This window comes from Myxococcus sp. CA005 (assembly GCF_006518205.1).
In the GTDB taxonomy this organism is placed as follows: Bacteria; Myxococcota; Myxococcia; order Myxococcales; family Myxococcaceae; genus Myxococcus; species Myxococcus xanthus.
Genome location: NZ_SRLV01000009.1, coordinates 1 through 23,555 on the forward strand (window position 1 = coordinate 1; position 23,555 = coordinate 23,555).

Consider the following 23,555-nt stretch of genomic DNA (forward strand, 5'->3'; position numbering starts at 1 on the left):
TGGTACAATCCGCTCCGGCGCCACTCCGCGCTCGACTACGAGTCACCCGCTGGTTACGAGAAGAAGCACCGCGCTGCCGCTTGAGGGCGAAAGCGCGGAACGCTCTGCGGAACCGGAGCAACTTCAGTTGTTGTTCTCGCTGTAGGTGAGGAGCCGCGGGGTGAAGTCCGCAAGCGTGATGGGGCTTTCCTCGCCGCACTGCTCCTTTCCGAATGTCCCGTTGAGCAAGGCGCTGCGCAGCTCGCGTTCGTATTGCTCAGCACCCCGACGGGTCTGGACGGGCGAGAACTTCACGACTCGCTGTTTCCGTCCGTCCGCATGCTGAAACACGAAGTCCACTTGCCACGCCTCCTCAGACTTTCCTTCCTTCGTCGTCCACTTCCGCAACCTGGCGCTCATCGTCGACTCCAAAGCGCAGAATCGCGGCCCTTCCCGGCGGGGGACTCTACCAGCGCGGCATGCCGGATTCGCAGCGCTTTCCCGATGCGGACGACTCCCGGCACAATTGATGGCGTTGCTCCCGGGCGAGTGGCGCGCGTCGAGCCAAGGGACTTCGGCGACGTGATGAAGGTCACCGTTCGCTTCGCGATGACCTATGTTGTGCGCGGGTTGCTGGCTCATAACCTCAAGCCACGTAACTGAAAATGCATAGCAAGGAGAGGGATGATGTCTGGGAACGATTGTAGGGACTTCTTTTGCCTGATGAAGCCCAACAGCCGTGAGGCTGCTGGGCTTCATTTGCCTAAGTGGCTCCATATCCTCTTTGCATGCTCCCTTTACTGGAGCCACGGACCCTCGGCGTCATATCAACCGCTCACCACGACCCGTTGTTGTACAAAGAATGCCGTAGTGTCCCGTCAGTGGCGGTGTAGACGACATCCACAAGGCCACCGGGCCTGCTCGCCGCATCTGGTGCATGGGCCAACTCACCGCCGAGCCACTGCCAGCCGGTCCAGCTAGCACCAGTCCAACTGTTGAGCCACAAGCTGTTGTCCGCGGTCCGGGCGAACACATCCAGCCGGTTCGCGCCTCGCGAAGCCACCGCAGGAGACGAGATGAATTGACCTCCCAGAGAAGCCCAGTTGGTCCACGCGGTTCCCGTCCAAGCCTTCTGAATGATAGAGTTGTCGTCCGCCGATCGGGCGAACACGTCGATGCGGCCAGAACCCCAGCTCACTGCTGCCGGGTCGCCTGCCAGGTTGCCGCCAAGCGAGCCCCACGCGCTCCACGCGCTTCCTGTCCAATATGCTTGGTACAACTGGTTGTCCGTACCCCGGATGAAAACGTCCATCCGGCTCGCGCCCCACGAGGCAGCAGCGGGTCCAGAGGCTGCGTTGCCTCCCATAGAAGCCCAGTTGGTCCAAGCAGTTCCAGTCCAGGTTTTCTGATAAATGGTGTTGTCCCCTCCCCGGACAAACACGTCCATGGTGCTAGAGGTTCGCCTCACTGCCGCCGGGTCCGAAGTCAGGGTTCCGCCGAGCGTGTCCCATGGGCCCCATGCGTTTCCGGTCCAATACTTTTGCCACAGCTGGTTGTCCGTGCCACGGGCGAATATGTCGATCCGGCCTGTGCCTTGAGTGATTATCGCCGGCCCGGAGGTGAAATTACCGCCTAGCGACTCCCAGTATACTCCGTACGTCTGCTGCGCTCCCAGTTGGTCCGTGGCGCTGAGGTTGCCGTTCCCGTTGTACTGCGGATTGCAGTAGTTCATCACCGAGGCCAGATCCCACGCCCCAATGGTCAAGTCACCATTGGCCCCCTGCCGGGGCTCAGTACAAGTGCCTGGAGTGTCCGGACGGTTTTGCTCATGGGCATAACCCATTGCGTGGCCGAACTCATGCACGGCGATGGTTTCGATGCAGTACTGGAGCGTGTTGCGGCAGCTCGGGCCCCAGTTGTTGAACGTGAAGTTCAGCACCATTCCCTGGGCTCTTCCATTGAGCGCGTTGCCCAGCGCCTTCACATGCGGGCCTTCGTCGCTGATGTTGATGCGGATGCCCGAGGCCCCCGCTGTGCAGGTTCCCCAGCCGGAGAAGCGGATACCGGAACGGGTCTCCCACGTACGAGCCACAGCGTCGCGTACCCACTGCCGCTGCGTGCCATCATTTGGCCCTGGATTCTCCCAGCATACAGGCACTGTCATTGGTCGCCACAGTCGTGCGGAGGCTACATAGAGTTCGGCCTCGCTGTTTCGCATTTCCTCTGCGGGCAACATTCCGGGGTCAGCAATTTCTGAGCCGTTGCCACAGCCGATCAGCGTTCCTAATCCCAATGCAGCGAGCAGCACCGCCTTCTGGCGGCATGCAATTTCAATCAACATGTTGTCTGTCTCCATGCTTCATTGCCAGGCCGGGCCGACTTGGTCCGTTTATTCTGACAAGGAAGTGGAGTGGCTCTTTTGCACAGTTAATTGTCAGACTGCTAGTGAATTGTGCGTGGCATGGCTGTTCTGGCTGGAGTGAAGGTTTCTTTGCTTGATGTGGCACGCACGGGAGTCACGGACCTTTGGAGGACAGAGGATGTAGTTAAGCAATGAACCACCAGAAGTCTTGCCCGCACGGGCCATTCCCAGAAGTCGCACGCATTTGCCGGGAGCACCCTTTGACCCGGTGGCGCTGTGACCGCAGAAGAGACTCAATCCGTGCAGCTTGTAGTCGGCTCCCTGCTTGGAACGGCCGGCGTCGGCGTCCTCGCCTGGGCCGCGAAGTCCCTCGTCGGGGAGATTCGCGCACTCGTTGAGAAGGTCGCGCGGCAGGACGAGCGCATCAATGCCGTGGCGGTGGAGCTGGGCGCGCTGCGTCGGTGGCGCGACGAGTTCGCCGTCGGCCTTCCCGCCCAGGTCCGGCAGACCGTGGAGCTGGAGCTTCTCCGCATGTCCCAGTCGGGCGGGCGGGGCTCGTGATGACCCATGCGAACTTCGAGCGGGTCGACCTTGACCTCGTCTATCCGTCGTTCGTCGTGGTGGCCCTGGAGGTCATCGCGCGCTGTGCGGCCCGGGGCGTTCGCTACGTCGCGACGCATGGCTTCCGTGACCTGACGGAACAGGCCGAGCTGCGTCGGTTGTACTTGGCGGGGAAGGGCGGCAAGGCGGCGCCCGCTGGCTTGTCCGCGCACAACTACGGCCTCGCCTTCGACTTTGTCTGTGACGCGAGCCCGCAACCTGGCGTTCAGCCGGATTGGTGCGAGTCGGCTTACCTCGTGCTGGGGGAGGAATCGGCGAAGGCGGGGCTCGTCTGGGGCGGCAGGTTCGGCGACTCCCCCCATGTGCAGTGGCCGGGCTACGTGAGCGCGCTTCAGCTCACGCCGCTTCGCACCCTGGTCCAACAGAGTTCCCTCGCCGGCGTGTGGGCTCGCCTCAATGCCGAGCGCCTGTCGCCGAAGTGGCGTGCAGCAAACCCGAAGCTCGCGGCCGAACTGGAGCGGCTGGGCTTCTAACCCGGAGGCAACATGGTTGACGTTGGTGTAGTCGGGCCGAACCCCGAGCAGTTCGAGGAGTTCGCGCGCCTTCTTCTCGATGCCGTGACGAGCCGGAACTACGCGCTGCTCGCCGCCCTGGTGGTGGTGGTGCTCGTCTACCTGCTGCGGAAGTTCGGTGGCGGGTTCATTCCGTTCTTCAATACCGACAGGGGCGGCGCGGTCCTCGTGCTGGGAGTCTCCCTCGCTGGAGCGGTAGCGAACGCGCTTGCTGCTGGGGCGCCGTTCTCGTTGGCGCTGATGCTGACGGCGCTGCAAGTCGCCCTGACGGCCGCTGGTGGCTTCACCATCATCAAGCGGATTCTATTCGGGAGCGCCGCCATTGCCCGCGCCGAACTGGCGGGCGCGATTGCCGCTGGGCAGGTCGCGGAGAAAGCCGCAGCGATTGCTGTGCTGGAGCAGCTCGACTCCCGGGGAGACAAGTGATGCTCGGCGCGCTCGTGCTGGTTGTGCTGCTCGCGCTTCCCGCGTCGGGCTCGGAGGTTGTCAGCGTCGAGCGCGCTCAGCTCTTCCCCGATGGAGGCGCGGTAGCCGTAGAGGTTGAGGGCGGCTGCTGGCTGTCGGAGCGCCGCTGCATTCGAACCGCGTCGGAGATTGAGCGGCTGCGCGCCGAGAACGAATCGTTACGCCAGCAGGTGGGGGACGTGTCCTTTTCGGTCGCCGTCGTGGCCCTGCTTGCCGGGCTTGGGGCCGGGTTCGCCGTTGCGAGGCTCGCGAACTGATAGCGGGCGGCTGTGGAATCGGCGCGGTCGGTCTGGGACCTTGCGACGCCGTGAACTACGTACTCACCGCAGCCGCTTGGCCGCCTTCATACAGAAGCGACAGTGAATGGTAAAGTGGGTCCGCCGAAGTGCCCGGGGCCCGTAGGGAGGGGACGGCCTGGCAGTCGCCGGTTGCGCTCTTCGGCGGTGCTCATCGGCGCGCTGCTCGCCGGGCTATCATGCTGCCCAGTCCTGGACGGCGTAGATGCCGGTGATGCAGTAGACCTTCAAGGTTTCCATGGTCTCGTAGGACCATAGAGATTGTCAGACTTGGCTGGTATGTGGCCTCTCGCTTGCCGATGTGCTGGCGGCTGACCCGGGGGCTACATGAGAGCTTTAGGAATTGCTGCACTATTGCTGCTTGCGAGCGGGTGCGCGTCGACTCGTGTCGTGCATCTGAACACTGGGCTCGGAGAGCCAATCGCCTTCACTCCAGTTGAGTCCGACCCTGTCGAGATAGGCAAAGACGAGTTCAAGCGTGCTGTCGCGCAGCTCGTGCTCGACTTGAGGCTCGACGTCGCCTTCAGGGAGGTTGAAGAGGACGGTCGCCGCTCGTTGCTCGCATCATCTGAGGGGCTCGTTGACGGCGCGCAAGGCAGGTCGGTCCCTTCGGCATACGAGCGCATTTGCCAGCGGCAGGACGAGCCCCATAGCTGTCTGAGCATGCTTTCCGGTGGGTTTTCGCTGGGGCCCTCAGAGCGGCGGATGCTCGCGCTCTACTTCGCGCTCGATACGGTGTGGTCCGGCGTCGAGGACGCGATTCGCGACATGGTGAACCCCGCCGCCCTGCGAGCGATGGTGACAAGCATGATTGGGGTGGCGCTCGTGATGTTGGTCGCGCCTGAGCCGATTACGAAGGTCATCGCGATTGCCCTGACGGCATCGCTGATTGCCTACCTTGGGACGGGGCCGGTGTGGAATCTCGGGCAGGGGTTTCTGCGCTTGCTCGACGAGTCCCGGGACGCAGCGGGTTTTGCGGACTTGGAGAGGGCCGGGCATCGCTTTGGGAAGGTGCTGGGGGACAACGGGGCCCGCGTCCTGGTGATCGTCGCGCTGTCCGCGCTGGGGGGGAAGAGTGCGATGGCGTCACAGGGACCGAAGATGCCGGGCTTCGCTCAGGCGGCTTCCCGAGCCCAACTGGAGGGCGGATTCCAGCTATCGGGCGCACTGGCCGGAGAGGTTCAGGCAATCTCTCTTTCATCGGCTGGGGTGCTGAACGTGACGCTCGCACCGACAGCAGTCGCCGCAGTCGCGATGGGCGCAGGTGAGGGCACTGGGGTTGCGGTGGGCGCTGTTAGGGGGATTCAGGGTGATCCCGAGGGCGAGATTCACCATATCTGCACTAACAAAAATGACAAATCTGACAGGACAGGTGGTCCGTGGACGCCACGCTTCAGGGAGATTTTCGACAAGGCGGGCATGAGTCTGAACGATCCAGCGAACCTAATTCGTATCAAGGGACATCAAGGCTCCCACCCTCGTGAGTACCATGAGATCGTGCATGGACGTCTCCTGGAGGTCGTGCAGGGGTGCCGAGGAGTGGCGATGTGCCGGAGGGCCTTGGAAAGAGAGCTTGCGGCTATCGCACGAGAGCTTGTAAGAGACGGGTCGAAGTTGCGCGGTCTCTTGAGGAAAGGTTCAGGAGAATAGAGAATGAAACGGCGCTTTTTTAATCTCAAGATGGATGTCTATGTAAAGGGACGTTGGTATCTGGCGGACCCAACCGAGCCGGACGGTCGTGAGATAGAGGATTTCTGGCGGTTCAGGCAGGGGAAGCCTGTCGAGGTAGGCAGGAGACTTCGGGTTCCGATCTCTCGGCCTGGAGAGTCGCTTGATATCGAGTTCGCAGGGGCGGGTGCGACCCCCATTCTAAGTGAACGTGCGGCATCTGTGTTTAGGCGCTTGGCGCCTGGAGATATTCAGCTCTTCCCCGTGGATGTGGAGGGCGATTCGAGGCCCTATTTTCTGCTTAATGTCGCACGTCAGATTTGCTGCATTGACGAGGCGGCGTCCGAAGAGGTTCAGGTCCGTACTGCGGAGGAGTTTGAGGACCGCGTTGGCGAATACCGGTCTGTGATCGGTTTGAGGATTGATAAGTCAAAAGTTGGGGATGCGCGAGTGTTTCGCACCTGGGGGTGGAGCCTGCCCATCATCGTCGACGAGGAGATCAAAGATGCCCTCGAAGCGAACGGTATCTTTGGCGGCAAGTTCGACGAGGTCTGAATCACCTCAACGCAGTCCCTGAATTCGCCCCCGGCTATGAAAGACCTGGGAGTATGACTCATGGAACGACGATTCTTCGGCCTCGACTTCGATGTGTGTGTGCCGGGGCGTTGGTATCTCTCCGAACCCACCAGTCCAGCGGGGCAGACGGTTCCAAATATCTGGGCGTTCGTCGAAGGAAGGCCAGTGGCCCCCCCTGAGTTGCTGCGAGTCCCATTGTCCCGACCGGGAAGGCCGCTCGACTTCGACAAGACGACCGTTGGAGGAACGCCGATTGTTGGCGCGCGTGTGGCCTACGTGTTCCGTGAGATGGCGCCCGATGACGTTCAGCTATTCCCCGTCGTGGTTGAGGGGCAACGCGAGCCGTAATACCTGCTGAACGTAGCTCGCACCGTTCGCTGTATCGACGACGCGGCATGTGAAGAGGTTCAGCTCTTCACGGAAGAGGACGGAGAGCCGGAACGACTTGGCGAATACCGTTCCGTTTCGGGGCTGCGGATCGATAAGGCGAAGGTCCGCGACGCCCGCGTCTTCCGGCTCTGGGGCTATCACATCCCCATCATCGTCGACGAAGAGATCAAGGCTGCTCTCGAAGCGAACGGCATTGTCGGGGGCAAGTTCGAAGAGGTCTGAACGACCCCATCGCAGCCTTTGGACTCGCCCCGGCGCTACCTTGAACGACGCTGGGGCGAGCTGCTCTTAAGGGGGGCCATTGGAAGAGGACTGCTGCCCGTGGCAGGTAGAGGCTTCGCTAGATGGTCCCACTGCGCGCGGCTTCCTGGTGGTAGCTTCTGGCACTGGGAGGTCATGCGCCTTTGAGCCAACCGGTCAGATTGGCCCTTGCGCTCGTTCTCGCGTGGGGAGCTGCGACGCCAGCCATGGCGGCACAAGCGGAACGCGCGAAGCGGGACCGAGCGGTGTCCGTTGCAAACGGCCCTGCCGATTCACTTCCTGTCGTCCGGGTTGCGCACGGCACGCCGACGCTCTTCCTGTTCCCGGCTCCCATCAACCGTAAGACCCTTACCTTCGACGAGTCGCGGATTCGCGTTCTAGACGCCGGGGAGCGGTCGGTCATCGTTCAGCCGGTGGTCGACTTTTCCGAAGGCGAGCGCTACGAAGTTGGAGTCTTCTTCGCGGATGGTCGGGCGCCCGCGCGTGCTGCTTTCTCGCTGGTCACAGACCCGGCCGAAGTGGACATTCAAATCAACGTTCAGCGCCCGCAGTTGGCGGGTGCCGCATGCCCCGTTGATGAACCGCGAGCACCCCAGCCCGAAGACTTCGTGTTGCTGGGACTTGTCGATAAGGAAGGTGTCTCGGCTACGCCCGTCAAGGATTATAACGACGCAGGGCGAGGCTTTTTCGTGCAGTCAGCGATAGCCTATCGGGGGAAGGGATGGGCGCTGATAGATGCGAGAGTGATTAACTTTGCTGGGCAGTTGCCATGGCTTCCAAGGGTGGCGATGTTGACGGGCCGAGTTGGGTTGCCGCTCCGCGCCCGGATTGTGATGGTAGATACGACAGCGATCCAGCCAGGAGAGGAACGACAGGTGTTGGTGGTGGCTGACCTGCCGCAATTGCCTGCTAGCCCGGTTTTTACTTTGGAGTTGGTTGGGGATGGGCGCACGCTCAAGATTCCCAATGTGCGCTTTCTGAAGACGGCCTCTGGGGCAACCCCATGAAGGTGATTTCGCTATTTCCGCGTGCCGGGATGTTCGTTGATGGCTGGCGCGTCATTAAAGAGATTGGGAATGGTGGTTTTGCCGTCGTTTTCCTCGTTGAGAAGAACGGCCGCAGGAGCGCGCTCAAGCTGGCTCGTCACCGGGATTCAAGCGGGGACGACAAGCAAACTCATGCAAGGACGCTCCGGGAGCTTTCGGCACTTTTACTCCTGGGCCATCCGAACATCGTCAAGCATCGCGGGTATGGGTACTCCGAGCATGGGAATGTCTATCTCGCGCTTGAGTACATTGATGGTTGGACGCTAGCGGAGTGGGCGGAGCGGAAACACCCAACGGTGCGGGAGGTCTTGCAGGTTTTCGACAAGCTCTGCTCTGCACTGTCATACATGCACAGTCGCGGCGTCCTGCATCGGGATTTGAAGCTATCCAACGTTCTGATTCGAAAGAGCGATGGAGAGCCAATCATCATCGACTTTAGCTGTGCGAACTACTCATTGGCCGAAGAGCTTACGGATGCTGGCTTGCCCCCGGGCACGGACCGTTTTCGCGCGCCTGAGCAATTCAAATGGCTCCGGGAGCACAAGGCAGAGCACCGCGCGAAGTACGCATTTCGTGTCGCGGACGAGATCTTCGCGGTCGGAGCGATGCTCTATGAGCTGCTGACAGACCCCCGCCCGACCGAGATTCAAGCGCGCTTTTCGCTCAACAGTACGGTCATATTGCCCCCACCCGCGCGTGCGTTGAACGGACGCGTGCCGGAAGCGTTAAATGACCTCGTGGCGAGCATCCTGTCGCGGGAGCCTGCAAAGCGCCCCGTCGATACCGAGGCGCTACGTCGCGAACTGGGCGAACTCCTGGCCTATTCGAGCGCGGAGTACCTGTCCCCGGTGCATCCACCATCTGAGCAGAGGCAGGGGGGAACATCGGAACAGCAGACGCCCGCAGTTGCGAACTCAAGCCTTCCTGGGGGGCCTACGCATACCGTCCGGGGATGGCGCGGGCTCGTGGGGGGCCTCGCTGCCCTCATCGCGCTTGTCATGGCCGGGAGCTTCTGGCTCAGCCGGGGGGAACCGCCGCAGCCACGAGAGCCGCAGGTTGCCAGTGCGCCACCTCCTCCCAGTTCCCCACATTCCGCGCCGCTCGTATCGGCCGCCCCTGCTATGTCACCACCTAGCCCTCCGCCTGTGCTGCTGACGGGCCCTGAGACTGCCGCTCCGAAGGAAGGTTCAACCGTGAAGACGACTCCGTCACCCAAGGCCCCGACCCAAGGACGCCCGTCGGGCGGGAGGACGAAGGCCACCGCTGTTGCCGACTGCGCGACGATGACGCTCGTCGCGGCGCTCGCGGCAGGCTGCCCCGGGGCTCAGATTCGGCCCGAGTCGTTCACCTGCCCGTCTGGTGCGGAAGAGACGATGCGGGAAGACCTTCGCTGGGAGATTAACGAGCCATTCCGCCTCACTCTCGATAGTCGCCAGGGCCCATTCGAACAAGTTTGGTTCACCGCAGGGGCTGACGTGGTGGGGGTTGTTCCCAAGGGAGTTGAACGACGGCAACGAGCAGTCGCGCCGCCCGGGACAATCTTCTACGGGAAGGCGTATTTCCTCTCTGACCGCATGGGGCGCTCGGAGGGGCCTGCGCTAGTCATCCGCTACGACCGTGTGAAGCTGCCGGGACAGGACGAACGCCCCGTCTGCTTCGTGGTCGAGAAGCCTGCCGATGGCTACGAAGACGGCCGAGTGAAGGCGTTCAACACCGGAGGCGGTTACGTCGTGGACCGCTGGCCATGAGAGCCCCGAAAGGACGTAGCAGGTAGGAGGCCGAAATTGGGCCGACCAAGCCGTTTTGTCCTCATGACCTGTGAAGGCGTTCCCTCGGCTGGATGCGGCAGGTAGCTTCTTTCGCCGCGTTGGTCGCGAGTCTGCGCACGAGGGGAAACGGCATGTCGAAAGCAATCGAGTTCAAGATCCCGCCAGGGGCGATTCTCTTCTCGGCGGATGGCGTCGGCTACGAGTTCCGCGAGGACTTGGGGCCGACGAACCATGGGATGTCCCTCTTCGTGGCTCGGCTGCGAACCGCGTCGGGGGAGCCTCGTGGAAAGGTGCTGCTCAAGGCGGTTCCTGCGCCATCGGAGAAGGAAGGGGGGCGGGTTCGGCGGGCGCGAGCAAAGCTGGATGAGCAGGTTCGTCTTGCCGCCTCTCTTTCTCATCCCGCGATCCTCAAGGTCCATGGGCTCCATAAGGTTGAGGGCTACTGGTACGTCAGCGCCGAGCATCCATCCGGGAATTCGCTGAACGAACTGCTGACGCTTGTTGTCGAGTGCCGTCGATGGTTCTCGCCCCTCTTCGTGATGTTCGTAGGCTCGCAGGTGGCGGCAGCTCTAGAGCACGCGCACACGGCGAAGGATGCCAGCGGGCGCCCCTTGAACATCGTTCACCGAGCTATCGATGTCGCGCACATCTTTATCGACTGGGACGGGACGGTTCGGCTCGGCGACTTCGGTCTCGCGCTGTCCAACTTGCCGGGGCGCGTGGCTTCCTCGGTTCGCAGCCCGCGAGGGGACTACTTCTATTCGTCGCCTGAGATGCTGCTTGGCGGGCCCGTTGACGCGCGCTCGGACCTCTTCATGTTGGGGGTGGTGCTGCTCGAAATGGCGACGGGGAAGAATCTGCTCTTCTGCCCGGATGCCATCACGCCCGAGGTCATGGGCTCGTTGTCCGTGAAGCGGCGTCGGCGAGTCGTTCAGGCAATCAAGCGGGCCACGCTGGCCGGGGCGTCATCCATGGTAGAGGACGCGATTTGGCGTGCCGCGACGCTGGCGGATGCTGACGTGGACGCGATGACGGAGGGGCTTCCCCAGGGGCTTCGCGTAACGCTGAACCGGCTTCTTCGGGTCTCCCCCCGCGAGCGCTACCAGTCTGCCGGTGAGCTGGCCGCAGACCTGGCTGCCTGGATTGGGGGCACCTTCACGAAGACTGATGCCGCTGCGGAACTCAGGGCACGTGCAGCTCAGGCAGAAGAGGCGCTGGATGCGATGGGGCTCACGCCGCCTCGCGGTCGCGGCAAGCGCAAGTCGGATGATGTGACGACGGCGTGACCGACTGGGGGCGGCATTTGGGCCGTTTCCATGTTGCACGTATGTCGCATGAGGCTGCGGAATCGGCCGGTACAGGGTGGGACAGCAGGGCACGAGACGGGAAGTCGAAGCTGAGTCATTCCGGGTGGTTGCGAAGTAAGGGCGCGATTCTGCTGGGAGTTTCGCAACGCCCGGCGCGAGTTCGATCCCCGGCTCGTGCATGGACTCCGGGCGGCTCCCGGAGGAGGCTCGGGGGACGCACACCCGGTTTCCGGCAAGGTCTTCATGAACGCCACCTCGCGCCGCCGTTTCCTCCTTCAGTCGGGTCTTCTCGTGGCCGCCTCGGCCATCGGGTGTCGGCGCTCGGATGCTCCCGCGGTCATCCTGAAGTCGCAGCGCAACGTAATGCAGACGCTTGAGGGCATCCCCGCGACGGACGGAGCCGGCGTTCGCTTGACGCGGGTCATCGGGCAGCCCTCGCTGCGGAACCTCGACCCGTTCCTCATGCTCGACCGGTTCCACTCCGATGACCCCGGCGCCTACATCAACGGCTTCCCGAATCACCCCCACCGGGGCTTCGAGACCGTCACGGTCATGCTCGATGGGCGAATGCGCCACCGGGACAGCCGTGGCAACAGCGGGCTCATCGCCGGAGGTGGCTCGCAGTGGATGACCGCGGGCCGTGGCCTCATCCACTCGGAGATGCCGGAGCAGGTGCAGGGGTTGATGTCCGGCTTCCAGCTCTGGCTCAACCTCCCCGCGAAGGAGAAGATGTGCCCGCCGGCCTACCAGGACCACACGCCAGCGCAACTCGCGGAGGAGCGCCTGTCTCCCTCGGGGAGCCGCGCGCGTGTCATCGCGGGCCACATGAACGGGCTCCAGGGCCCCGTGCGTGAGCGCCCCACGCAGCCGCTCTTGCTGACCCTGGCGCTCGAGGACGACCGTCCTTTCGAACTCGACACACCGTCGGACCACACTGCCTTCGCCTTCGTGTCCACGGGCGAGGTCGACCTGGGTCCTGAAGACACGTCGAAGCCGGTGCGCGAGGGCTCGCTGGCATTGCTCGGCCCGGGGAGTCGGCTTCGCGTGCGCGCGAGGAATCGCCGGAGCGAGTTGCTCATCGCCGCGGCGATGCCCCTGCGTGAGCCCATCGTCCAGTACGGCCCGTTCGTCATGAACACCCGCGAGGAGATCCAGCAGGCCTTTGACGACTATCGCGCGGGCGTGCTCGACCAGGGGTGATGGTCGTCAATCCACGGCCGACCGGCCACAGAAGTCCAGCACCTCCTCGAAGGGCCAGCCCTCCAGTGCGCCAAACAACTTGTGGCCGCCGAGCTTCGCCCGCGTGAGGGCGGGGCTGCTCAATCCGCAGAGGAACCTCGCGGCCTGCCTCGGGTGCCCGAGCGACTCGGGATGTTTCGCGGCCAGGGCTCGGAAGCCCGCCGCGTCGAGGCCCGCGGGCAGTGCCGGCCTCTGGCGCACCGCGGGAAGCACCTGGGCCGCCCCGGTCCGGCAGAAGGTGCAGTGCCCACACGGCTGCTCCCGCCGCTGACCGAAGTGGGCGACCAGCGCATTGCTCTGGCACCCCGCATGGGTGACGAGCTTCAGTACGTCCCGGACACGCGTGACCTCCTGGGCCTCGCGCTGCTGAAACCGCTGATGGAGGAGTGCGGTGAGCGCTGCTGCGTCCTCCTGGGGGCGCAGCCGTGTGAAGCGCTGACGCGGCTCGGAGACCTGGAGCAACACGAGCCCTTGCTCCTCGAGATATTCGATGGCCCGGACCACGCGCTCGCGGGGCTGCCGAAGCGAACTCGCCACCTCGGCCGGGTCGAGCGAGTACCAGGTGCGTCCCTTCTTCGCCTGGGAAAACACGTCGCGCAGGAACTGCACCCGTTCTCCTTGGAAGCGCCCCACGAGCGCGTCAATGGGCATGAGCGGCTGCACCTTGTAGCCCGCGTAGTACGGCGTGCCTTGCCTCAACACGCCTTCGAGCTCCAGGTACGTCAGCGCCGTGCGCAGCACGAGCGGCCGCACATCATGCCGGGTGGACAGAGCGAACATGTCGACGCTCAGTTCGGGACCCAGGCCGAGCAACTCGGTCACCAGACTTTGAATTGCTTCCCGCGTGGGTGTGTCCCCGAGCGCGAAGTTCTCCAGGCTGGGGACGTCGTCCGGACACGCGAAGAGCTCCACCACCGATGGCGCTCCATCGCGCCCGGCTCGGCCGATTTCCTGGCTGTAGCTCTCCAGTCCCTTGGGCAGGTTGTAGTGATACACGGCCCGTACATCCGCCTTGTCGATGCCCATCCCGAACGCGATGGTCGCCACGACGATGCCATTCGCGGAGGCCATCCAGGATTCCTGCACCCGCTCACGGACCTCGGGCTCCAGGCCCGCGTGGTAGGCGCTGGCGGGGAGACCTTCCGTGGCGAGGAACGCGGCCACTCGCTCGGCGGTCTTCTGCTGCGTGACGTAGACGATGGTGGGGCCAGGCGCTCGGGAACCGAGCCGCCCCAGGAGGAAGGCGTCGCGGGCCTCGGCGTGAACCGGGGTCGTCTCCAGCGTGAGGTTCTGCCGGTAGAAACCCGTGACGACCGCGTTCTCCTCGGGGATGCCGAAGCCCTGGCAGATGTCTCGCACGACGGAGGGTGTCGCCGTGGCGGTGAGTGCGAGGATTCGCTCTGCCGACAGATCCCGCGCGGCCTTCGCCAGCTTCAGATAGTCCGGTCGGAAGTTGTGGCCCCATTCCGAGACACAGTGCGCCTCATCCACCGCGAACAAGGAAATGCGCAGCTCGCGGAGCAGGGCGGTGAAGCGCTCGTTGTTGAAGCGCTCGGGCGCCACGTACAAGAGCTTGAGCGAACCATCGCGCAGCGCCTGCGTGACTTCGCGTGAGTCGTCCACCGACAGCGAGGCGTCCAGCCGCGCGGCACGAATGCCCTGTCGGGCCAGGGCGTCAATCTGGTCCTTCATCAGCGCGATCAGCGGGGAGACCACTACCGTGATGCCCTCCAGCAGCAGCGCCGGAAGCTGATAGCAGAGCGACTTTCCGCCACCTGTGGGGAACACCGCGAGCGCCGCGGCGTTCGGACCGAGCAGCGCATCGAGGACCTCACGCTGGCCAGGGCGGAAGTCCGTCAGTCCGAACCGCTCGCGCAGAACGGTATCGAGTGAGCTGTGTCGTGCGCCATCTGCCCTATCCATGAAGCTCCTCCAACTCGCGAACTCCGGCAACCCACGCCCTCCATGGGCCCTGACCAGCGACTCCGTCCCTGCTCACCGAGGGAAGAGCGTAGCCACGAAGTCCACGAAGACGCGAACGATGCGTGCTGCTGAATTGGCCACCATCGCCCATGCGGTATCGCCGGCTCGGGGATAGGCTGCGGCGCCATGACCTACCAACGCAATCCCGTGAAGGCGCCCCGTGTGTCGGGCCTGGCGCTCAAGGCTTTCGTGAACGCGCTCGAGAGCGGCGTCGGGTCGGTGATGCTGGACAAGCTGACGCGGGACAGCGGCATCGAGCGATGGCGTGAGCTCCCGGCGGGGGACGCGCCGCCGCTCCAGTTTCCGTTGGCCCAGGGAACTGCCGCCACGGAGTCGCAGACACCCACGGAGCAGGCCGCGCGCGCCATCGCCGCGTCCGCCAGTCCACCGGAGCGTGAGAGCGTTGCGGCCTATGTCCGCGCCTACCGCGAGGGCGCCACGGACCCGGTGGCCGTGGTGAATCGAATTCATGAATCCATTGCCCGGATGGACAGTGGGAAGCAGCGCCTGGGCTTGTTCATCGCCCGCAAGCCGGACGACGTGCACCGGGCCGCGGAGGCTTCCTCCGAGCGGCTGCGCGAGGGCCGTCCGCTGAGCGTGCTCGACGGGATTCCCGTCGTGCTGAAGGACGAGGTCGACCTGGCCGGGTTCCCCACCACGCTGGGCACGCGGTTTCGCACGCAGGTGGCCGCCGCGGACTCGACGGTGGCGGCCCGGCTCAAGGCCGCGGGCGCCATCATCCTCGGCAAGGCCAACATGAATGAGATTGGCATCAACCCCATCGGGTTGAATCCCCATCACGGCGCCGCTCGCAACCCCTGGGACACGGGCCGCATCACCGGTGGCAGTTCCAGTGCCTCCGCCGCCGCCGTGGCCGCCGGCCTGTGCCCCTTGAGCATCGGTGCCGACGGCGGCGGTTCCATCCGCATCCCCGCGGCCCTTTGCGGCATCGTGGGCCTCAAGGCGACGTGGGGCCGCATCCCGGAGACGGGCGTACCGCCGCTGTGCTGGAACGTGGGCCACGTGGGGCCCATGGGCCTCACCGTGGACGATGTCGCCGCGGCGTATGCGGTGCTCGCGGGGCCGGATGGGCATGACCTCGTCTCGCAGGGGCAGTCACCGCATCACCTGTCTGGCTACGAGGATGAAGGCCTGAGCGGCGTGCGGCTGGGCATCTGCTGGGACTACTTCGAGGACGCCGACGCGGACGTCGTCGCCCGCTGCAAGGAGGCCGTGGCCGCGCTGTCGGCCGCGGGCGCGCGCGTGGTGGAGATTCCGCCTCCCGACCTCAACACCGTGCTGTGGACGCACAGTTGCATCATCCTGAGCGAGATGTCGGAGGTGATGCTCCCCCACGTGAAGGCGCATCCGTCGGAGTTCGGGCTCGACACGCGCACCAACCTGGCCATTGGCCGGCACTTCCGGGCCACGGACCTGGTGCATGCCCTGCGGCACCGGCACCGCCTGACGCGTGAGCTGCTGGCGCAGATGGCGGGCGTGGACGTCCTCGTCACGCCCACGACGGCCACCACGGCGCCCCTCATTCCGGAGGCAGCGCTTCCGGATGGCGAGTCGAACCTGCCTGTCGTCGATGCCCTGATGCGCTTCGTGCGCCTGGCCAACCTGACGGGCTTCCCCTCGCTGTCGGTGCCAGCCGGCTTCGATGAAGAGGGGCTCCCGGTGGGTGTCCAGCTCACAGGTCGCCCCTATGAGGAGCACCTGCTGCTGCGCCTGGGCCGCGTGGTGGAGCAGGCCTCCGAGTACCGCGTCCCGCCTGTTCATCTGCGCGCACTTCGGTGAGCCGCGGTGGATTGAAGGGCTGAAAAACGAGTAAACCGTGTAAGTGTGGCCCCGCGTGCTCGCGGGGCCACCCACGGGCCACGCACTCGACACAGCCCGCGTCACTCCGGGCGCCGCTCCCTGGCGTCCTCGCGCGGGCGGGAGGAATGGCTTCGTGCAACCCAGTAACTCCGCCGGTTCGCCGTTTCGTCGCTTCACCGCTCCGGCCGCGCTGATGCTCGCGGCGGCCCTCACGACTGCCTGTGGTCCCTCGGAGCCACCCGCCCCGGCGGAGGCCGAGGCGCTCGGCAGTCGCACCGACGCGCTGACCGAGCTCGTCTCCAATGGCACCTTCAACGGCGGCACCGTGTCGCCCTGGTGGAGCGGCCCCAATACGCAGTCCCGCGTGGAGAACGCCCGCCTGCGCGTGGATGTGGGGGGCGGGACGGCCAACCCCTGGGACGCGCTGATTGGCCAGGATGACATTCCGCTGGTGAATGGCCGGGCGTACACGCTGTCCTTCACCGCTTCTGCTTCAGTGTCGACGACGGTCCGTGTGACGGTGCAGTTGGAGAGCGCGCCGTACACCGCGCCGCTGGACCGGCAGATTACGTTGGACGGCACGTCACGGCGCTTCACGTTCCCCTTCACGTCGACGCTGGCCACGCAGGCAGGACAGGTCACCTTCCAGATGGGAGGCCGCGCGACGGGGTTCAGCGCGTTCATCGATGACATCTCGCTCACCACGGAGGACGGCGGCGGAGGCGGCGGGCCGCTGTCGATGACGAACGGCTTCTACATCGACCCGAACTCCAACCCCGCCAACTGGGTCCGGGCCAACAGCGGGGACTCGCGCGCTGCGCGCATCCAGTCCTCCGTCGCGAACAACCTGGCCGCACGTTGGTTCGCCGCTTGGAGCGGAGACATCACCACGGCGGTGTCCAGCTTCGTCTCGGCCGCGGACGCGGCGGACAAGCTGCCGGTGCTGGTGGCGTACAACATCCCTGGCCGGGACTGCGGAAGCCACTCGGGCGGAGGCGCGGGGTCGCCAGAGGCGTACCGGACGTGGATTTCGTCCTTCGCCGCCGCCATTGGCAACCGTCCCGCCGTCGTCATCATCGAGCCGGACGCCGTCGCCCAGCTCGACTGCCTGGCGAACGACGCCGAGCGTCAGACGCGCATCAGCCTCATTCGCTACGCCACCGAGCAGTTCCGGGATCGCGCGCCGAACACGTGGGCCTACCTGGACGCGGGCAACGCCTTGTGGATCAACGCGGACACCATGGCCCAGCGGCTGGAGAACATGGGCGTGCGCAACGTGCGTGGCTTCGCGCTCAACGTGTCGAACTTCTACACCACCGCGCAGTCGGCCTCGTACGCGGGCTCCGTCAACAGCTCGCTGAGCAGCCGGTACGGCTACACCAAGCCCTTCGTGGTGGACACCAGCCGTAACGGCAATGGCTCCAACGGTGAGTGGTGCAACCCCGCCGGCCGGAAGATTGGCACGACGAACCAGGTGGGCGTGGGCGGCGCGGAGATGACCCTGTGGATCAAGGTCCCCGGGGACTCCGATGGCCAGTGCGGCGTCGCGCCCAACACACCCGCAGGCACGTTCGTGCCGGACGTGGCCCTGCGGATGATTGACGGCCTCTGAGCGACGCACGGGGCGCCGCACGGACGTCAGTGCGGCGCCACCACCTCGGTGGAGGACACCGTCGTGGTGCGCGACACCTTGGGGAAGAACAGCCCTGCGGCGAAGGCGGCCACGGTGAAGGCGCAGATCAGCCAGAAGTTGATGCTCAGCCCGGTGCCCAGCGCGCCGCTCAGCGTCGCCAGCAGATCCGCGGGCAAGTCCTGGCCGTGGTCGGGGCTCATCAAGGCGTTGGCCGCCGAAATCGGCACCGTCGGGTCCTTGAGGAGCTGCGACACCATGACGCCGCCCATCAGCCCCACGCCAATGGCGCCGCCGATGGTGCGGAAGAACATGTTGCTGGCGGTGGCCACTCCGCGCAGCTCCCAGCCCACGCTGGTCTGCACGGCGATGAGCAGCGCGGTGGACGCGAAGCCCATGCCGATGCCGAACAGGCCCATGGCCACCTCCGGCAGCAGCCTGGGCGCCTGGGGCCCCAGGAGCAGCGCCATCAGCGACGTGCCCACCACCGTCAATCCCAGCCCGCCCACGATGAGGGGGCGGAAGCCCGTCTTGAGCAGCAGCTTCCCGGCCACGAGGGCCGCCAGCGGCCAGCCGACAATCATCGGCGTAATCATCCCGCCGGCCTCGGTGGGCGTTCCGCCCAGGACGCCCTGGACGAAGAGCGGAACGTAGGTGGTGGCCCCGAACATCGCCGCGGAGAAGAGCGCTCCCGCGATGGAGGAGATGACGATGGCCGGCACCTTGAAGATGGACATGGGGATGATGGGCTCGGCCACCTTGCGCTCCACCGCGACGAAGGCCGCGAGCAGCACGGCCGCCACGGGCAAGCCCCACAGATTCACGCCCACACCTTGCACGCCGACGAGCAGCGCCACCACCCAGCCGGTGAGCAGCGCGGCGCCCGCGTAGTCCAGCTTCTGGGGCTTCCGCTCCACGCGCTCATGGAAGTAGCTCAGGAGCAGGACGAGGCAGCCCACGCCCACCGGGACGTTGATGAAGAAGACCCAGTGCCACGTGAGGTACTTCACGAGGAAGCCACCGGTGATGGGCCCGATCAGTCCCGCGATGCCCCACACCGCGCTGAACGCGCCCTGGACCTTCGCGCGCTCCTCCAGCGTGTAGATGTCCCCGATGACGGTGAGCGCCACCGGCTGCATGGCGCCCGCGCCCAGGCCCTGGAGCGTCCGGAAGCCGATCAACATGGCCATGGACGTGGACAGGCCACTGGCGATGGAGCCCACGAGGAACAGCACGATGCCGAACACGAGCACGGGCTTGCGGCCGTAGAGGTCCGCCAGCTTCCCGTAGATGGGCACGGTGATGGTGGAGGACAACATGTACGCGGTGAAGACCCACGCGTAGTGCTGGATGCCGCCCAACTCGCCCACCACCGTGGGCATGGCCGTGGAAACGACAGTGGCTTCCAAGGCGGCCATGAAGAGGCTCAAGGCCAGGGCCAAGGTGGTGAGGGGACGATGAGTGGTTCGCATGAAGACGCCGACGCGGGAGAGGCCCTCCTTAACGGCTGCGGGCGGGGGTCGCCAGCAACAAGCGGCCTCGCGCCCCGGGTGGTCACTCAGCGTGCGGGCGCACACGGACTCGGAAACGAACGAAGGGCCAACCCCCACGTGCGTGGGAGCTGGCCCTGGGGGCTTCACCCGTCGATTCGGGATTACAGGCCGCGCATCAGCTGGGCCTGGGCGAAGGCCGCCATCTGCTGGGCGTTGAAGCGGCCCTCGGCGATGTCGCCCACCGTCTTCGCGCCCGTGCGGACCGTCTCCACCATGTCCGCCAGCTTGCCCACGGTGCCGGCCTTGCCGAACATCGAGGCAACGCCACCCAGCGGACCGCCGGCGACCATGGCCAGCCCGTTGTCGATGAACTTGTCGACGAACGGCTTGGCGAGCTGGCCGATGCCGAAGGGCATCTTGTCCAGCAGGCCGCCAATCATGCTCTTGAGGGGGCCGGTGATGGCGCTCATCGCCTTGTCGACGAGGCCGGATACCTGGCTCAGCGCGCTGCCAATCTTGCCGGCGATGCCGCCGATGCTGTTCGCCAGGCCGCCTACCGCCTTGCCGATGCCGCCCAGCGCCTTGCCGATACCGCCCAGCGCGCCCGCGATACCGCCCGCCGCCTTGCCCGCCGCGTTGGCCGCACCTGCAGCGGCGCTCCGGCCAGCATTGCTCGCGCCATTCGAGCCACGGCTACCGTTCGAACCACCTGCGCCGCCAACGGACATGGGGGAAACCTCTATGAAAGGGGGTGAATGTACGGATTGTCGGGGAGCGTGGGAGAAAGTTGCGTCAAATCCGCCTAAACGCGATCAGGCCCGCCCTTGGGGACGTGCTGGCGGAGCTTCTGGCTGGTCTCCTCGTCCACCTTCACGGGCTCCTGGCCCTCATCCCCCCGGAGTGACGGCTTGTTCGCGTCGTCCTGCTTCCCTTCGAAGCCGCTGTAATAGGACTTGGGCGGGCCAATGCCCAGCTCGCCATTGGCGGCGGCGATGAAGAAGTTGGCGACGTCCTGGGTGGTCGGCGGGTTGTAGCCGGCGGCGCGCAGCTCCTCGTCCGGCGCAACGATGAGCGTTGGCTCCTTGTCCGGGTTCTGGGCGTAGTCGAGGACCAGCTCGACGTAGGCCTCCAGCTCCATATCCAGGGACTTCGCGATGCGCTGGGTGTCTGGGTCCGCGAGCAGTTCGGCGCGGACGTTCTCCACGGGGCGCTTCAGGCGGGGCTTCTGCTCGGACATGTCGGGGACTCCCGGAGGGCATAGAAAAACGGCTCTTCCGGCAGGTTAGCGTCCCCTGCAACGGTGGGCCACCTTGGACGCCCGGCCCTGCCCTGGGGCCGAGGTGAGGCGCACCGGCCGTCCCTAGCGTTGGCATTGAACCGTCGTTCGGGGGACCCGAAACCATGGCCAATGTCTGCGACCTCTGCCACCAGCGCCCGGCGACCACCCGAGTCACCCGCGTCATGGGGAACCGGCGGACCACCGAGTCCCTGTGTGACGTCTGTAGCAGCCAGCGCTCGCGCTTCGGCCGCATGGGCCTGGGCACGTCGCTCTTCGACCAGTTCTTCAGTGACTTCGGAGACGAGGACTTCGGGGGGCTGTCGCGTTCACTCCAGCAGCCGGTGGAGCGCTACGACATCACCGAGGCCTTCTCCGATGAGACGCGGCGCGTATTGGAAGCGGCCTTCGAGGCGGCGCGAAGCGCGGGGGCGGCTTCCATCGACACGGAGCACCTGCTGGTGGCGCTCGCGAAGGACCCGCTGGGCCGGACCGCGCTCAGCCGCATGAAGCTGGACCCGGCCCGCGTCGCCGAGCGCGCCGAGTCCGAGATGCGCCGTGGGAAGCGCCCCATGGAGCGTCCCGAGCTGTCGCCGCATGCGAAGCGCGCCCTGGAACTCGCGTACCAGGAGGCCTACGAGCTGGGACATTCCTATGTGGGGCCCGAACACGTGCTGCTGGGGTTGCTGCACGAAGGGGAAGGCCTGGCGTCGGAGATTCTGCGCGAGCAAGGGGCCCAGCACGGCAAGGCGCGCGCGGCCGTCGCGGAAGCGCTGGCACCTTCATCCGAGGCACGCCGGTCGCCCACGCCCACGCTGGACGAGTACTGCCGCGACCTGACGAGCCTGGCCTCGGAAGGGAAGCTGGACCCGGTGGTGGGGCGGGCCAACGAAATCGAGACCACGCTCGAAATCCTCTCGCGTCGTACGAAGAACAACCCCGTGCTCATTGGTGAGCCGGGCGTGGGCAAGACGGCCATCGTGGAGGGCATTGCCCAGCGCATCATCTCCGCCGCGGTCCCGGACACGCTGCGCGACAAACGCGTGCTGCAACTGGACCTGTCCGGCCTGCTCGCGGGCAGCAAGTACCGCGGTGAGTTCGAGGAGCGGCTGAAGAAGGTCATGGACGAGGTGAAGTCGCACAGCGAGGACATCGTCCTCTTCATCGACGAGATTCACACCATCGTCGGGGCGGGCGCGGCGGAGGGGGCCATGGATGCGGGCAACATGCTCAAGCCATCCCTGGCGCGCGGCGAGCTGCACGTCATCGGCGCGACGACGTTGGATGAATACCGCAAGCGCATCGAGAAGGATGCTGCGCTCGAACGCCGCTTCCAGCCCGTGGTCGTCCCGGAGCCGACGGCCGAGCAGGCCATTGAGATTCTGCGAGGCCTCAAGGACCGCTACGAGTCCCACCACCGCGTGCGCATCGCGGACGAGGCGCTGGTGGCGGCGGTGGAGCTGTCGGACCGTTACGTCACAGGGCGCTTCCTGCCGGACAAGGCCATCGACCTGGTGGACCAGGCGGCGGCCCGCGTGCGCTTGCGGCTCACGCTGCCACCGGAGCGACTGGTGAATGCCGAGCATGAGGTGGTGAAGGTGAAGCGCTCGCTCGACGAGGCTCGCGGCCGGAAGGCGGGGCCGCGCATCCAGGAGCTGGAGTCGAAGCTGAACGCCGCCGAGCGCGAGGTCCAGAGCGCGCAGAAGGAGCGCCGCACGCAGAAGTCCGGTGAGACGCCGGAGGTCCGCGCCGAGGACGTGGCGGAGGTGCTGTCGCGCATGACGGGCATCCCCGTGACGCAGATGACGGAGGACGAGCGCAAGAAGCTGCTGGAGCTGGAGTCGCGGCTGCACGAGCGCGTCATCGGTCAGGACGAGGCCATCCGCGTGTTGTCCCAGGCCATCCGGCGGGCGAGGGCGGGGCTCAAGGACGAGTCGCGCCCCATCGGCTCCTTCCTCTTCCTGGGCCCCACGGGCGTGGGCAAGACGGAGTTGGCGAAGACGCTGGCGGAGCTGCTCTTCGGTGACGAGAAGGCGCTCATCCGCTTCGACATGAGTGAGTACATGGAGAAGCACACCGTGAGCCGGCTGGTGGGCGCGCCGCCGGGCTATGTCGGCTACGAGGAGGGCGGGCAGCTCACCGAGGCCGTGCGGCGGCGGCCCTACTCCGTGCTCCTCTTCGACGAGGTGGAGAAGGCCCACCCCGACGTGTTCCACATGCTGCTCCAGGTGCTGGATGACGGGCGGCTCACGGACGCGCAGGGCACGGTGGTGAACTTCAAGAACACCGTCATCATCGGCACCAGCAACCTGGGCTCGCACCTCATCCAGGAGTCCACCGCGCGCAAGGAACCGCAGGAGCGCATGCGGGAGCGCGTCATGGGCGTGCTCAAGGGGCACTTCCCGCCCGAGTTCCTCAACCGCATCGACGAGACGGTGGTCTTCGAGCCGCTCAACCGCGCGCAGCTGCGCGCCATCGTGGACCTGATGCTGGAGAAGACGCGCCGCCTGCTGCACGGCCAGGGCATTGACCTGGAGGTGACGCCCGCGGCGCTGGAAGCGCTGGTGGACAAGGGATGGGACCCAACCTTCGGCGCGCGTCCGCTGCGGCGTGAAATCCAGCGCGCCATCGAGGCGCCACTCGCGGAGAAGCTCATCTCGGGCGACATCCATGAGAACAGCCGCGTGAGAGCGGACTTCAAGGACGGAAAATTCCGGTTCGACGAAGTGGAGGCCGCTGAGGCGGAAGTCGCGCAGGCTGAAGCGAGTGCCGTTCACTGAACCGTCACGTGTGGGGTCATCCTGGCCCCCGAACATTCGCCTTGTAGTTGGTACGGACATGCCGGAGCCTTGGCGTGATGC

19 protein-coding genes and 1 pseudogene are annotated in these 23,555 nt (G+C 65.5%); 14 read left to right on the plus strand and 6 right to left on the minus strand.

Annotated elements, in window-relative coordinates:
* Positions 1–126: 126 nt before the first annotated feature.
* A pseudogene (locus FMQ63_RS05565) lies at positions 127–399 on the minus strand (Arm DNA-binding domain-containing protein); the annotation flags it as partial.
* 415 nt (positions 400–814) lie between these two features.
* On the minus strand, positions 815–2,320 hold the full coding sequence (locus FMQ63_RS05570; protein WP_141276565.1) for a hypothetical protein: 1,506 nt from the start codon (positions 2,318–2,320) through the stop codon (positions 815–817).
* Positions 2,321–2,641: 321 nt separating this feature from the next.
* On the opposite strand from FMQ63_RS05570, the gene FMQ63_RS05575 reads away from it, so the two are divergent.
* The 11 genes from FMQ63_RS05575 (at position 2,642) to FMQ63_RS05620 (ending at position 12,452) form a co-directional block, all read left to right on the plus strand.
* A complete protein-coding gene (locus FMQ63_RS05575) occupies positions 2,642–2,902 on the plus strand; it encodes a hypothetical protein (RefSeq protein ID WP_020478466.1) in 261 nt (86 codons plus the stop codon).
* Positions 2,902–3,435 (plus strand): M15 family metallopeptidase, encoded by a 534-nt coding sequence (locus FMQ63_RS05580; protein ID WP_043612867.1) that lies wholly within the window; start codon positions 2,902–2,904, stop codon positions 3,433–3,435. The genes FMQ63_RS05575 and FMQ63_RS05580 overlap by 1 nt, the downstream gene beginning before the upstream one ends.
* 12 nt (positions 3,436–3,447) lie before the next feature.
* Positions 3,448–3,900: a hypothetical protein gene (locus FMQ63_RS05585; RefSeq protein WP_011554832.1), complete on the plus strand. Its 453-nt coding sequence runs from the start codon at positions 3,448–3,450 to the stop codon at positions 3,898–3,900.
* A complete protein-coding gene (locus tag FMQ63_RS05590) occupies positions 3,897–4,196 on the plus strand; it encodes a hypothetical protein (protein ID WP_011554831.1) in 300 nt (99 codons plus the stop codon). Before FMQ63_RS05585 ends, FMQ63_RS05590 begins: the two co-directional genes overlap by 4 nt.
* 366 nt (positions 4,197–4,562) lie before the next feature.
* A complete protein-coding gene (locus FMQ63_RS05595) occupies positions 4,563–5,885 on the plus strand; it encodes an AHH domain-containing protein (RefSeq protein WP_011554830.1) in 1,323 nt (440 codons plus the stop codon).
* Positions 5,886–5,888: 3 nt separating this feature from the next.
* Positions 5,889–6,458 carry a DUF1629 domain-containing protein gene (locus tag FMQ63_RS05600; RefSeq protein WP_020478469.1) on the plus strand — a complete coding sequence of 190 codons (570 nt, stop codon included), beginning with the start codon at positions 5,889–5,891 and terminating at the stop codon, positions 6,456–6,458.
* 375 nt (positions 6,459–6,833) lie between these two features.
* Entirely contained in the window at positions 6,834–7,091 is a 258-nt protein-coding gene (locus FMQ63_RS38655) for a DUF1629 domain-containing protein (RefSeq protein WP_338390664.1), read from the plus strand.
* 182 nt (positions 7,092–7,273) lie between these two features.
* Positions 7,274–8,137 (plus strand): DUF2381 family protein, encoded by an 864-nt coding sequence (locus tag FMQ63_RS05605; protein ID WP_020478470.1) that lies wholly within the window; start codon positions 7,274–7,276, stop codon positions 8,135–8,137.
* Positions 8,134–9,924, plus strand: coding sequence for a serine/threonine-protein kinase (locus FMQ63_RS05610; RefSeq protein WP_011554828.1), 1,791 nt, complete (start codon positions 8,134–8,136; stop codon positions 9,922–9,924). The genes FMQ63_RS05605 and FMQ63_RS05610 overlap by 4 nt, the downstream gene beginning before the upstream one ends.
* Positions 9,925–10,016: 92 nt before the next feature.
* Positions 10,017–11,231 (plus strand): protein kinase, encoded by a 1,215-nt coding sequence (locus tag FMQ63_RS05615; RefSeq protein ID WP_011554827.1) that lies wholly within the window; start codon positions 10,017–10,019, stop codon positions 11,229–11,231.
* A gap of 264 nt (positions 11,232–11,495) precedes the next feature.
* Positions 11,496–12,452 (plus strand): pirin family protein, encoded by a 957-nt coding sequence (locus FMQ63_RS05620; protein WP_020478471.1) that lies wholly within the window; start codon positions 11,496–11,498, stop codon positions 12,450–12,452.
* Positions 12,453–12,458: 6 nt separating this feature from the next.
* Here the strand turns inward: FMQ63_RS05620 and FMQ63_RS05625 are convergent, their stop codons facing one another.
* Entirely contained in the window at positions 12,459–14,414 is a 1,956-nt protein-coding gene (locus tag FMQ63_RS05625) for an ATP-dependent DNA helicase RecQ (RefSeq protein WP_225909368.1), read from the minus strand.
* 186 nt (positions 14,415–14,600) lie between these two features.
* On the opposite strand from FMQ63_RS05625, the gene FMQ63_RS05630 reads away from it, so the two are divergent.
* Positions 14,601–16,274, plus strand: a complete 1,674-nt coding sequence (locus FMQ63_RS05630) for an amidase (protein WP_011554824.1) — start codon at positions 14,601–14,603, stop codon at positions 16,272–16,274.
* Positions 16,275–16,428: 154 nt separating this feature from the next.
* Entirely contained in the window at positions 16,429–17,907 is a 1,479-nt protein-coding gene (locus tag FMQ63_RS05635) for a glycoside hydrolase family 6 protein (protein ID WP_011554823.1), read from the plus strand.
* 26 nt (positions 17,908–17,933) lie between these two features.
* On the opposite strand, the gene FMQ63_RS05640 is transcribed toward FMQ63_RS05635, so the two are convergent.
* The 3 genes from FMQ63_RS05640 to FMQ63_RS05650 form a co-directional block, all read right to left on the minus strand.
* Complete coding sequence (locus FMQ63_RS05640; protein WP_011554822.1) at positions 17,934–19,397, minus strand: MDR family MFS transporter; 1,464 nt, start codon at positions 19,395–19,397, stop codon at positions 17,934–17,936.
* Between the two features lie 182 nt (positions 19,398–19,579).
* Positions 19,580–20,146, minus strand: coding sequence for a hypothetical protein (locus FMQ63_RS05645; RefSeq protein WP_011554821.1), 567 nt, complete (start codon positions 20,144–20,146; stop codon positions 19,580–19,582).
* Between the two features lie 74 nt (positions 20,147–20,220).
* Positions 20,221–20,655, minus strand: a complete 435-nt coding sequence (locus tag FMQ63_RS05650; protein WP_011554819.1) for a hypothetical protein — start codon at positions 20,653–20,655, stop codon at positions 20,221–20,223.
* Between the two features lie 164 nt (positions 20,656–20,819).
* On the opposite strand from FMQ63_RS05650, the gene FMQ63_RS05655 reads away from it, so the two are divergent.
* Entirely contained in the window at positions 20,820–23,474 is a 2,655-nt protein-coding gene (locus tag FMQ63_RS05655; protein WP_011554818.1) for an ATP-dependent Clp protease ATP-binding subunit, read from the plus strand.
* The last annotated feature ends 81 nt before the right edge of the window (positions 23,475–23,555 follow it).